10 protein-coding genes and 1 pseudogene are annotated in these 12470 nt (G+C 66.9%); 4 read left to right on the forward strand and 7 right to left on the reverse strand.

Annotated elements, in window-relative coordinates; all coding sequences use genetic code 11:
* Positions 1-5: 5 nt before the first annotated feature.
* Positions 6-1391, reverse strand: a complete 1386-nt coding sequence (locus HPC46_RS21675; protein WP_179473726.1) for an aspartate aminotransferase family protein — start codon at positions 1389-1391, stop codon at positions 6-8.
* Between the two features lie 17 nt (positions 1392-1408).
* A complete protein-coding gene (locus HPC46_RS21680; protein ID WP_179473728.1) occupies positions 1409-2926 on the reverse strand; it encodes a CoA-acylating methylmalonate-semialdehyde dehydrogenase in 1518 nt (505 codons plus the stop codon).
* Between the two features lie 81 nt (positions 2927-3007).
* Here HPC46_RS21680 and HPC46_RS21685 point away from each other — a divergent pair, with 81 nt between their 5' ends.
* Positions 3008-4579 carry a PucR family transcriptional regulator gene (locus HPC46_RS21685; protein ID WP_179473730.1) on the forward strand — a complete coding sequence of 524 codons (1572 nt, stop codon included), beginning with the start codon at positions 3008-3010 and terminating at the stop codon, positions 4577-4579.
* Here the strand turns inward: HPC46_RS21685 and HPC46_RS21690 are convergent.
* Positions 4557-5417 (reverse strand): formate/nitrite transporter family protein, encoded by an 861-nt coding sequence (locus tag HPC46_RS21690; protein ID WP_179473732.1) that lies wholly within the window; start codon positions 5415-5417, stop codon positions 4557-4559. The two genes, HPC46_RS21685 and HPC46_RS21690, sit on opposite strands and share 23 nt — an antisense overlap.
* 85 nt (positions 5418-5502) lie before the next feature.
* On the opposite strand from HPC46_RS21690, the gene HPC46_RS21695 reads away from it, so the two are divergent.
* The gene (locus HPC46_RS21695) at positions 5503-6282 is read left to right on the forward strand and encodes a hypothetical protein (protein WP_179473734.1); all 780 of its coding nucleotides are present in this window, start codon (positions 5503-5505) and stop codon (positions 6280-6282) included.
* Positions 6283-6494: 212 nt separating this feature from the next.
* A pseudogene (ripD, locus tag HPC46_RS21700) lies at positions 6495-6980 on the forward strand (NlpC/P60 family peptidoglycan-binding protein RipD); the annotation flags it as partial.
* A gap of 110 nt (positions 6981-7090) precedes the next feature.
* On the opposite strand, the gene HPC46_RS21705 reads toward ripD, so the two are convergent.
* The 3 genes from HPC46_RS21705 to HPC46_RS21715 form a co-directional block, all read right to left on the reverse strand.
* Entirely contained in the window at positions 7091-7381 is a 291-nt protein-coding gene (locus HPC46_RS21705; protein WP_005148161.1) for a DUF4193 domain-containing protein, read from the reverse strand.
* Positions 7382-7554: 173 nt separating this feature from the next.
* A complete protein-coding gene (locus HPC46_RS21710) occupies positions 7555-8358 on the reverse strand; it encodes an acyl-CoA thioesterase (RefSeq protein ID WP_179473737.1) in 804 nt (267 codons plus the stop codon).
* 49 nt (positions 8359-8407) lie between these two features.
* Positions 8408-9181 (reverse strand): enoyl-CoA hydratase/isomerase family protein, encoded by a 774-nt coding sequence (locus HPC46_RS21715; RefSeq protein ID WP_179473739.1) that lies wholly within the window; start codon positions 9179-9181, stop codon positions 8408-8410.
* A gap of 323 nt (positions 9182-9504) precedes the next feature.
* On the opposite strand from HPC46_RS21715, the gene HPC46_RS21720 reads away from it, so the two are divergent.
* Positions 9505-11487, forward strand: coding sequence for a carbohydrate-binding domain-containing protein (locus HPC46_RS21720; RefSeq protein ID WP_179473741.1), 1983 nt, complete (start codon positions 9505-9507; stop codon positions 11485-11487).
* On the opposite strand, the gene HPC46_RS21725 is transcribed toward HPC46_RS21720, so the two are convergent.
* Positions 11484-12323 (reverse strand): acyl-CoA thioesterase domain-containing protein, encoded by an 840-nt coding sequence (locus HPC46_RS21725; protein WP_218894506.1) that lies wholly within the window; start codon positions 12321-12323, stop codon positions 11484-11486. The genes HPC46_RS21720 and HPC46_RS21725 overlap by 4 nt on opposite strands.
* Positions 12324-12470 lie beyond the last annotated feature (147 nt).

The raw sequence follows: 12470 nt of genomic DNA on the forward strand, positions 1-12470 counted from the left end.
TGCTCTCAGCCGGTCACAAACCCGTCGGCGACATCCAGCGCCTTGTCCAGGATGGCCAGGCCCTCAGCCACCTGCGCGTCGCTGATGTTGCATGCCGGGACCGCGTGGATCCGGTTGAAGTTGGCGAACGGCAGCAGACCGCCGGCCTTACAGGCGGCCAGCACGTCGTTCATCGCGGGGCTCGAGCCGCCGTAGGGTGCCAGCGGTTCACGGGTCTGCGGATTGGCCACCAGCTCGATGGCCCAGAACACACCCAGTCCACGGACCTCGCCGACCGACGGGTGGCGGGCCGCCAGCTCGCGCAGACCCGGGCCGAGCACCTGCTCGCCCAGCCGGGCGGCGTTGTCCACCATGCCCTCGTCTTCCATCGCGTTGATCGTCGCGACCGCCGCACCACAGGCAAGCGGGTGCCCCGAGTAGGTCAGCCCGCCCGGGTAGGCACGCTCGGCAAACGTCGAGTAGATCGCGTCGTTGATGGCCACGCCGCCCAGGGGCACGTAACCCGACGTCACGCCCTTGGCGAAGGTCATCAGGTCCGGAACCACGTCAAAGTTCTGGATTGCGAACCACTTTCCGGTCCGACCGAAGCCCGCCATCACCTCGTCGGCGATGAACACGATGCCGTGGCGATCACAGATCTCCCGCACGCCGGCCAGGTATCCGGGCGGGGGCACCATGATGCCGGCGGTACCCGGCACCGATTCCAGGATGATCGCGGCGATCGAGGCCGGCCCCTCGTGGGCGATCAGCCGCTCGAGGTAGTCCAGGGCGCGTTCGGATTCCTGCTGTTCGTTCTCGGCGAAGAACGACGACCGGTACAGAAACGGCCCGTTGAAGTGCACGACACCGGAGCTGGCGTAGTCGTTCGGGTAGCGCCGCGGGTCACCGGTCAGGTTGATCGCGGTATCGGTGCCGCCGTGGTACGAGCGGTAGCGGGAGAGCACCTTGTAGCGGCCGGTGCGCAGGCGCGCCATCCGCACGGCGTGCTCGACGGCGTCGGCGCCGCCGTTGGTGAAGAACACATGGTTCAGGTCGCCAGGGGTGCGCTCGGCGATCAGCCGCGCCGCTTCGGAGCGGGCCGCGTTGGCGTGCTGCGGCGCGATCGTGCAGAGCTTGGCCGCCTGCTCGGCGATCGCGGCGACAACCTTCGGATGCTGGTGACCGATGTTGGTGAACACCAGCTGCGAGGAGAAGTCGAGCAGCTTGTTGCCGTCGCCGTCCCAGACGTAGGACCCCTCCGAGGCGACGATCGTCATCGGCTTGATCTGCGCCTGCGCCGACCATGAGTGGAAGACGTGCGCCCGGTCGAGCTCATAGGCCCGGGCGGCTTCGGCACGGGCGCCCTCGAGGTCCAGCCCGTTGGGCAACAGGTGGGATGCAGTGGTCGTCATGCGTGCCTCTTTCGAGCTCAGTGGTTCTGCGGGAAGCCGAGGTTGATACCGCCATGGGAGGGATCGAGCCACCGCGTGGTGACCACTTTGCCACGGGTGAAGAATCCCACGCCTTCGGTTCCGTGGGCGTGGGTGTCACCGAACAGTGAACTCTTCCAGCCGCCGAAGCTGTAGTAGGCGGTCGGGACCGGGATCGGCACGTTGATGCCGACCATGCCGACCTCGACTTCGTTCTGGAAGCGCCGCGCCGCGCCGCCGTCGTTGGTGAAGATCGCGGTGCCGTTGCCGTACGGGTTGGAGTTGATCAACTCCAATGCTTCGTCGTAGGTGTCGACGCGCACCACCGACAGCACCGGACCGAAGATCTCGTCGGTGTAGACGCTCATCTCCGGGGTGACATTGTCGATCAGCGTTGGGCCAAGCCAGAATCCGGCTTCGTCTCCGTCGACCGCGGCGCCGCGGCCGTCGACGACGATCGTGGCCCCGTCGGCCTCGCCGGCGTCGATGTAGGACGCCACCTTGTCGCGGTGCGCCTTGGTGACCAACGGGCCCATGTCGGTGTTGCGGGTGCCATCGCCGATCTTCAATGTCGTTGTGCGCTCGGCGATCTTGGCAACGAGTTCGTCTGCGATCGGGCCGACAGCGACGGCTGCCGAGATCGCCATGCAGCGTTCACCGGCCGAGCCGAAACCGGCGTTGACCATCGCGTCGGCGGCCAAGTCCAAGTCGGCGTCGGGCAGGATCACCGCGTGGTTCTTGGCTCCGCCCAGGGCCTGAACACGCTTGCCGTGCAGGGTCGCGGTGGAGTAGATGTACTGTGCGATCGGGGTGGAGCCCACGAAGCTGACAGCCTTGATCGCCTTGTTGGTCAGCAACTCGTCGACGGCGACCTTGTCGCCCTGCAATACGTTGAAGACGCCGGCCGGCAGTCCGGCCTCGGCCCACAAGTTCGCGATCCACAGCGCCGCCGACGGATCCTTCTCAGAAGGCTTGAGCACCACGGTGTTTCCGGCGGCGATGGCGATGGGGAAGAACCACATCGGCACCATCGCGGGGAAGTTGAACGGGCTGATGACGGCCACCGGGCCCAGCGGCTGGCGGATCGAGGCGACGTCGACGTTGGTCGAGGCGTTCTCGGTCATCCCGCCCTTGAGCAGATGAGATATGCCGCAAGCGAATTCGACAACCTCCTGGCCGCGGCTGACTTCACCGAGGGCGTCGGAGAGCACTTTGCCGTGTTCGGCGGTGATGATCGCCGCCAGCTCCTCCTTGCGGGTGTTGAGCAGCTCACGGAAGGCGAAGAGAATCGTGGTGCGCTTGGCCAGCGAGGTGTCGCGCCAGGCCGGGAACGCCGCGGCTGCGGCGTCGATGACCGCGCGAGCGTCATCGACATCGGCCAGCGCGACCTGACCGGTGATCTGGCCGGTGGCCGGGTTGGTGACGGCGGCGGTGCGGTCGCTGCTGCCGGCGAAGTTCTTCCCGCCGGCCCAGTGGCCGATGGTGCGGACGCGGGTATTGGGCGTGGTGAGAGTCATACCTGCGATTGTGTGGGCGGCGAGACCCGATCTGGCCCGACGCATTGTAAGCAATCGACGCTGAACCCATACACTATGTAAATGCAGCTGACGCTCGCCGACATCCTCGAGCTGCCCTCGCTTCGCGGTGGTGAGCCGGAGGTGGTGTGCGCCGGACCGATGGATCAGCCGGTGCGCTGGGTGCACGTCAGCGATCTGGCCGACCTGTCCGGGCTGCTGACCGGCGGGGAGCTGGTCCTGACCACGGGTCAGGCCCTGGCCGATCCGGCGCGGCGCGACGAATATCTGCCGGGCCTGGCCGAGGCCGGGGCCACCGGGGTGGTGGTTGAACTGGGGCTGCACATCGACGCACTTCCGGAGTCGGTTCGAGCGGTCGGCGCGGCGTTGTCGCTGCCGGTGGTCGTCCTGCACCGGCCGGTCCGGTTCATCGACGTCACCGAGGAGGTGCACCGCAGGATCGTCGCCGAGCAATACGCCGAAGTGGCTTACGGCCAGCGGGTGCACGAGGCATTCACCGCACTGAGCATGCGCCGTGCCTCGGTGGACCAGATCGTCAGCGCCGCCGCGGACATGCTGGACACCCCGGTGGTGCTGGAGGACCTCAACCGACAGGTGCTGGCGTTCGACGGGCGGGGGATGTCGGCCGCGGTGCTCTTGGCGGATTGGGAACGACGCTCCCGACTGACCGCCGCCGGCGCGTGGACGGCATGCCCGGTCGGCCCGTACCGCGAGGAGTGGGGCCGGTTGATCGCCCCGCGCGTCGCCGCCGACGCGCGGGCGGTGATGACCCTGGAACGGGCGGCGCAGGCACTGGCACTGCACCGGATGGTCGAACAGAACCGCAGCTCGCTGGAACTTCGCGCGCAAAGTGGCCTCATCGATGATCTGCGCCGGGGCCGGATCACCGACGAAGCCGAGGCGACTGCGCGCGCCCATGCGCTCGGACTGCGGCCGGCGCTGACGTATGTGCCGATGGCGGTGCGGTTGAGGGAGAGCGCGGCCGCCGATCAGGTCGCGGTCGCACAGCGGCGGGTCCGGATGCTCGACGCGATCATGCACACGGTGCGCGCCGCCGGCCACACCGGTCTGGCGACCACACGCGACGACGGGCTGATCGAGATGGTGCTGGCACCACAACGCACCCACACCTTGGATGAGGTCTGTGCCGCGATCCGCCAGTCGGTCATGCGCCTCGACGGCGTGGACGACTGCGTCATCGGCGTCGGGCCCGAATCCAGCCGGCTGGTCGATACGGTCGGCGGCCTACGCGAGGCGGGCCACGTTGCCGAGGTTGCGATGTCGATGCCTTTGCGCACCTTGCCTTTTCATCGAGCCTCGGATGTTCGACTGCGCGGCTTGCTGTCACTGATCCGAACCGACCCGCAGGTGCAGGCATTCGCCGAGACGGAACTGGCCGGACTGCTCGCACACCGCGCCAAGCACGGGGACGAGGCATTCGATCTCTTGCGCCGATATCTGGACGCCGGCGGCAACAAGGCCGAGCTGGCCAGGACGCTGCACATGTCGCGGCCGACGCTGTACGCGCGGCTGGAGACCCTGCAGCGGATCGTTGGTCTCGACCTCGACGATGCGGAGTCACGGACGTCGCTGCACGTCGCGATGCTGATCCTCAATCCGGCGGGGCAGACTTAGGACGCGCCGCAGCGTTGCCCGCCGGGTCCTCCGCTTCCCGCCGCTCATCCTTGAGCCGCTCCTTGCTCCGCAACAGGCGCAGCAAGGTCACCAGCACCAGCCCGCCCGCGATATTGCCGACCAGGGTGTACCAGAACCAGGCCAGCCAGTCGAGATATCCGAACGGCGCCTCCCCGGTGGACAGCGCGCCAAAGATCAACAGCGAGTCCAAGATCGAGTGGAACAGCCCGAGCCCGGCCAGCACGAACGCCCCCGCCACCGCGGCGGCGATCTTGCCAGGCATCGAGTCGGTGCCGTGCTGCATGCGTGTCATCAGCGTGATGACCATCCCGCCCAACACCGCCAGCGCCACGCTCTGCACCGACAGCGGCGCAGCGACGAAATGCTCTGCAGCCTCGATGGTTTGCGACCGCAGCTTCGGGAACGCCGCGATGATCAACGCCATGATCACCCAGCCACCGACGAGGTTGGCCACCAACGTGCCGCTCCACAGCTTCGCCAGCTGGCCCACGCTGGCCCGCTTGGCGACCACGGTCGTCACCGGCACCAGAAAGCCCTCGGTGAACAACTCGCTGCGGCCGAGCAGCAGCGCCAGAAAACCGATCGCGAATGCCAGGCCGGCCAGCAGCTGGTTATGGGTTTCGTGCAGCACCGACAGGTACGCGAGCACGCCGATCGCGACCTCGGTTCCGCCGAAGAACCCCGTGACCAGGACCTCGCGCCAGCTGCGGTGCAGGCGTTGACTACCTTCGTCGACCATCCGGTTGAAGGCCGCTTCCAGCTCGTCTTCGATCGGACTGTCGGAGTCGCCCAGCTCACGCTGGCTCGTTGAACTCACGAGTGGGGGTACCCGCCGGCGACAAACCCAACCCCGGGGACGCCGCTGAGCACTTGCCCAACGCCCGCCCATACACTGGGCGACCGTGGGCATTCTCGTTGGCTTCGCGCCGTGGATCGTCTATTGGGTACTGGTCGGCAACGTCCCGTTCGAAACGGCCGTGCTGGTCGCTCTCGGTATCGCCGTCGCCGGGCTGGCCGTCGGCCGCGTCAAGAAGGCGCCCGGGCTGACCTTCGAAATCGGCGCCGTCGCAACGTTCTCGGTGTTGGCGGTGCTGACCTTCGTGACGGACCAGGCATTCATGGAGCGGTGGATGCAGCCGCTGAGCAACGCCGGGATCTTCCTGATCGCCTTGGTGGGCGCGCTGATCGGCAAGCCGTTCGTCCGGGAGTTCGCCGCGGCCGGCCGCCCCGACGAGGTGACCAAGAGTGAGCTGTTCAAGAAGATCACCTCGCTGCTGACCTGGATCTGGGTCGCCGCCTTCGCCGGTATGACGGTGTCCTCGGCGATCCCGCCGATCGTGCAGGGCGACGCGACGATCCTCGACACCAAGACCCCGTTGTCGTTCGTCTGCTACTGGGTCATCCCGTTCGCCTTCATGGGTTTGGCGGCGCTCGCGTCGCGCATCCTGCCCGACCGGATGACCCCCGGCGACGACGTGGTGCGCGAGACCTCGTTCGTCGCCTACAGCGAGGCTGCCATCGACGAGCTGTACTACCTGGCCCAGGAGCACGCGAACCGCGAGGTGGGCGCCGGGAAAGAAGCCTACGACGTCAAGGTCGGCGGCATGGGCATGGCGCTCACTGGCGACGACTCCCGTAAGTCGTGGCCCTCGACGTACCGGGTGCGTGACCGGCGCCACTGAGCGTTGCTGGGGGCCGTCGGCGACGGCAACCGATCGGGCAAGGATGCACACCGCTTCGGACACTGTTACATCACGGTTTGGCTAAAAGGCCTGGTCGCGCTTGAAGCCCGGTCGGCGGCTGTCCGCTCTTTGCTGTAGAAGTTACAGAAGTGACCTCTGTCAACAGGATGGAGCTTTGCTCAGAGGTGTCCGAGAAGGTGGAGATGAAGATGATGAAGAAGCGCCTGTATGCCCTCGCGGTCAGCCTGATGATGCTGCTCGCCGTCCCCGGCCTGCTGGCCCCGGCGGCGACCGCGGCGCCGGTGAGCCGCGACCAGTACGTCAACATGGTGATCCAGCGTGGACTCGCCCAGCGCGGCGTGCCCTACGCCTGGGCCGGCGGCGACATCAACGGCCCCACCCTGGGCAAGGGCCCGAGTGCGGCAGTCGTCGGCTTCGACTCCTCCGGCCTCATCCAGTACATCTACGCCGGCGTCGGCGCCAAGCTGCCGCGTTCGTCGGGCGACATGTACAAGGTCGGCCAGCACGTGACTGCCGACCAGGCGCTGCCGGGTGACCTGATCTTCTACGGGCCGGACGGCACTCAGAGCGTCGCGATGTTCCTCGGCAATCAGCAGATGCTCGAAGTCACCGACACCGTTGTCGCGGTGTCCGCGGTGCGCACCAAGGACATGGCGCCCTACCTGGTCCGCGTCATCGCTTGAGGCCAGTCAGCGGAGCGCTGTTCAAAGTTGTTGTTACCCAAACAGATTGCTGACGACAGCGCCACCTGACCCCGCCCGATCCGGCCGCGACCGTCGCGGCCGGATCAGGCGCAGTCGGTGCAGATCATGCTCGACGCGTCGGCCAGCCGGCTGCGGTGATGGACCAGAAAGCAGCTGGTGCAGGTGAACTCGTCGGCTTGCTTGGGGATCACCCGAACCGTGAGTTCCTCGTCGGACAGATCCGCGCCGGGCAGCTCGAAGGAATCAGCGGCCTCGGCCTCATCAACATCGATGACGGCCGTTGCTGTGTCTTTACGCCGGCCCGCCAGATCTTCGAGGGACTCCTCCTCAGGCTCGGCCTGGGTACGGCGGGGTGCGTCATAATCAACCGACATGGTCCGTGCCTTTCGTTCCTTCCGCACTTGACGTGGCGTCAACGCGGTCGAATGCGAGTTTGTTCCCGTAGCCGCTCTTGGCTAAACACCGTTGTTTCGGCCCGGCTGAGCTGATGCCCGGGACGGGCGCTGACCTGCGAATTCCACCGCCGGGCGAACCGGAGCACGCGGGGTCAAATTCGCCAGAGCGATTCCTGGGCGACGCTGGCGACGAGAGTACCGTCATCGCGGTGAATTGACCCTCGGGCCAGGCCCCGCGCGTCGCTGTGACTTACCGCAAAGGCGTCGTAAAGGTGCCAGTCATGGGGGTCGGTCGGCCGGTGCAACCACAGCGCGTGATCAAGGCTGGCCGCGCCACCGGGGCCCGGACGGCCACCGCCCGGCGGTCGGGCCGAGGACACCAAGCCGAGGTCAGAGATGAATGTCAGTGCGCAAGCTCGCAATATCGGGTCGTCCTCGACCGGCTCCCGGGTGCGGAACCAAAAGGGTTGAACCGGCCAGTCGTCGTGGCCGTACTGTCCCGGTGCGACTCGGATCTCGAAGTGATCGGCCCACCGAACGGGCAGCTTTGTGATGATCGTCGCGTCAGCGAGCTCGACGGCGAGTGGCTCTGGGCGCTGCCAATCCGTGGTGGTCTCCGGCTGGTGGAACGACGCCATCATCTCGAAGATCGCCGCCCCGTCCTGCACGGCGGTGACCCGGCGAGTGTTGAACGACCGGCCGTCACGGGTGATCTCGACGGTGAACTCGATGTCGACGCCGATCCGCCCGCCCTTGATGAAGTAGGCGTGCAGCGATTGGGGCAGTCGGCCCGGCTGCACGGTGGCGGCCGCGGCGGCCAACGCCTGCGCGGCGATCAACCCGCCGAACAACCGGGGACCGACCCCGGATGTTGCCGAGGTGCGAAAGGTGGTTCCGCTGCGATCGCGTTGGACGCCGCCGTTGAATCGGACCAGGTCGGCTATCCAGCTCGGCATACTCTCCCCGCGATTTGTCGTGGTCGAAATCGAACTCACGATAGCCCGCTCAGCGGCCCTTCCACTGCGGCCTACGCTTCTCGCGCCAGGCCTGCAGTCCTTCGGTGACGTCCTCGGTGGCACCGGCCACCTTGCGCATGACCTCCCCGAACCGGACCGACTCGACCCAGCCCATATCGGCGGTGCGCCAGGCCACCTCCTTGGTGGCCCGCTGCGCCAGCGGCGCGGCCTGGGCGAGGGTTTTGGCCCATGCCTGCGCTTCTGACTGCAGGTCCTCGGGTTCGACCAGCTTCCACACCAGGCCGATCTCCTTGGCACGCTCGGCGCTGATCGGCTTGCCGGTCAGCAGCAGCTCCATGGCGTTGGCCCAGCCGACTCGGTGAGGCAGCCGGATCGCACCGACGATGGTCGGAACGCCCAGCGACACCTCCGGGTAGTGGAAGGTGGCCTCCGTCGAGGCAATCACGAAGTCGCAGAACAACACTCCGGTCAGGCCGTAGCCGACACACGGTCCATGCACGGCGGCGATCGTCGGCTTGAACAACTCCATGCCCGACTCGAAGCTGTTGATGGTCGGCTTCTCCCAGAAGGTGCCGCCGAAGGTGCCCACCGCGCCTTCGCCGTCCTTGAGGTCACCGCCGGCGCAGAAGACGTCACCGGTGGCGGTCAGGATGCCGACCCAGGCCTCTTCCTCGTCGCGGAACCGGTCCCACGCGGCGTTGATCTCCTGCCGAAGCGCGCCGTTGATGGCGTTGCGCGCCTCCGGACGGTTAAGGGTGATCGTGGCAACGTGATCGTCGAGCTGGTAGGTGACAAGGCTCATTGCTGCACTCTAGTGAGGCTCGGTGCCGCAGCGCGGTTGGCCAATATCCGGTGACGCGCGTGACGCCGCCATTGTTTGCTAGTTCTGCACGATCATGAAACTTATCGAGCAAATTGCCGCTATTTGATTCAGCACAATTGTCGCCTACTTCTTCCTGGCAAATATCCCGACATTGCCAACCGGAAAAGCCATTATGCGATCTGTCTGAACAGCAAGACGCGGAGCAAAGGAGTTGGTAATTTTCGCTTGCGACAACAGAAGTCGTGACGGGCAATGCCTTTCGGAATTGCCCGCCCACGGCCGGGGCGATTGGGGGGTCACGGATGTCGATCGACGACGCTCTGCCGTATTCACTGCGATCGGTAGCTCCCGCGAAATCGAATGCTGTCGCGAGTTCGTACGCCCCGTATGTGGGTCGTATCGGTGCCTTGGCGCTCGCATTGGGAATCGGGTCGGCAATGATGACCGCAGCTGTTGCCCATGCCGATTCCACCGGCTCCGAATCGTCGGCGGGCACCGCAACATCGCAGGCCGGCTCGGCGCGCTCGGCGCGCCGGGCGACGACCCCGCGTTCCACTGCCCGCCCGGATACGCCGCGTTCCGGATCCCGCACCGACTCGCCGTCGCCGGCCGCCAAGCCCGTCGCGGCGCCGCGTAAGGCCGCAAGCGCCGCCACTGCGGCCGTGGACCAACCCGCCGATCAGAACTCCTCCGTGGTGGCGCTGTCGGCCGCGGTCACGCCGGGGGACGTGTCGAAGGCGCAGACTGTCACGGCGGCCCGCACCACGAACCCTGCGACCACGGTCAACGCCGTCATCACTGCGGCACGGTCGACACTGGAAAGCCTTGTACAGAGCGTCAAGCCGCCGGCCTTCCCGTCCGTCACCCAGCTGCTGGCGTCACTGCTGGCCTGGACACGCAAGGAATTCGAGGCGCTCTTCGGTGCCGCGCCCGACACCGAGGCGGCGGCCACACCGGGCACCGGAAGCGGGAACGTCGCCACCGGCACCACGACGGTCACCATCGAGGGCGAGACGCTGATCATCACACCGGCGAAGGCCGGCAGCACGTACACCGACACCGCGGCGTCAGGCCGTAAGGCACTACTTCTGTCCACGAATGGGACTGCGTCCAAGACACTTTCGCTGCCGTCGGCGACGAGCCTGGTGATTCGCGCCCGCGGTGACCAATACAACGGCGCTCCGGTGATGACGGTGTCCATCGACGGACAGGTGGTCTCCACGACGCAGGTGGCGTCGACGTCGTGGGCCGACTACACGATTCCGGTGTCGCTGTCCGCAGGGACCCACACCATCAGCATCGCGTTCACCAACGACCTCAAAGTCTCAGGGGCGCGGGACCGCAACCTCCGCATCGACAAGATCACCGTCGTTGCCGGCACCGCCACGCCCACACAGACCTCGTCGTATTTCCAGGCCGCGGATTGGTTGTGGAAGCCGATCGTGGCCAACCCCGTCATCGCCGCGAACAGCGCGACCTGGGTGAGCTACCTGGCCGCTGCCAACGCCAAGCGGGTTGCCGACCTGTACGAGTACGGCGTCACCATGGTCCAGGCCACCGCGTCGACACCGCGCTACGACGTGACCTTCACCGAGCCGTGGGGCAACGACCCCATGGGGTCCTACACCGTGGCGATCCCACTCGGCCTGAACCTGCCGGGCGGCTCGGACCGGCAGATCGCGATCCTGGATCCCACCACGGGTAAGGCCTACGGCCTCTGGCGAGCCAGCTACGACAGCGCGACCGACACGTGGACGGCCGCCTGGGGCGGCATCACCGAACTCAACGGCAATGGCGTCGACACGTCCGGTTCAGCCACCGGGACGAACATCGCGCGCTACGCCGGCGTGATCACCACCGCGGAGTTCAGCGCGGCGATCGCCGCCAACACCGGCGTCAACCACGCGCTGTTCATCTCCAGTGACCTGGCGAGTTCGCTGTTCACCGGCCCGGCCACCAAGTCCGACGGCACCAATATGGCCGGTGTCTCGACCCCGATCCCCGAGGGCACCCGCATCCAGCTGGACCCGTCCATCAATGTCGATGCGATTCCCGGTATCTCGGCCGCCGAAAAGGTGATCGCGAAGACCCTGCAGACCTACGGCGCCTATGTCGGCGACCAGGGCGGCGCCAGAATGGCCTTCATCTTCGAGGTCGCCCCCGACGCGACCTCGACCAATCCGGGCGCTGTCTATTCCAGCGCCGGCCTGGAGTGGGACTACTACGACATGACCGACATCCCGTGGTCGAAACTGCGGGTGCTGGCCAACTGGGACGGGTCCTAACCGCGGCCGCTGACCTCCATCCGTGCCGCCGGATTGGCCATTGCGGTCACCATGCTGCTGCCGAAGGCACCGTCGTCGTCGAACAGGGTCGCGCTGCCCACTGACACCCCGTTCTCGGAGAAGTGGGTGTCGGCCTGCACGCCGATGTACACCCCGCGTGGCAGGCGCGCCAGAGCCACGGTCAGGTCACCGTTGATGTAGCCGATTCCGTTGGCGCCCAGATCGGTCACCAGATTGGCCGCCGCCTCGGCGACCACCGCGGACCGGACGAACGGTGTCGCAGGCAGGCCGGCCACCGCGTCCAAACCGCCGTAGTAGGCGCGCTTGCGCCCACGGTTGTGGTGCCGCAAGCCCATCGGGCTCCACCCGGTTCCGTCGTCGTCGACGTGCAGGTTCTCGGCGCTGTCCGGCGCCACGACGCTCATCGCGGTTTCCCACGGTTCGTCGACCGCGCACTGGGCCTGGCGGTACTGCAGCACTGTCGCCCGCGCCACGATCCAATCGTCTTGGATGATGTCGCATTCGGCCGTGCGCATCCGGTGCCCGTGCCGAACCAGCCGGGTCTGGGTGTGCGTCGCGACGGCCCGGGCCGGCTTGAGCAGATCGAGGGTCAGCCGGGCGGGCAGGTATCCGACGGCGCCGTACTTGCGCTCCAGCGTCGACGCCGCGAGGCCGGCGATCGCCTGGCCGCTGAGCACGCCGTCGCTCCAGGAGGCCGCGGCCGATGTCGTCGGCCGAAAGCTCCCGTTCGATTGCTGGACGAAATAGGCGGGGCGGATGCCGATCGCGCTGGAGGCCGCTGCGGTATGTTCCGACAAATCCATGCTGCTGTTCACCGTTGCCATCCTTTGGTTGGGGGGAGCCGCCGCTTGCTTGACGGCTCACCAGGCAACTATGACGCGCGGCGTCATCTCCGACCGTCCGCCGATCGGCTGGAATACCGGATGAATCAGGGGTCCACCGATTGGGGGACAGCGCGGGAC

This window comes from Mycolicibacterium vinylchloridicum (assembly GCF_013404075.1).
In the GTDB taxonomy this organism is placed as follows: Bacteria; Actinomycetota; Actinomycetes; order Mycobacteriales; family Mycobacteriaceae; genus Mycobacterium; species Mycobacterium vinylchloridicum.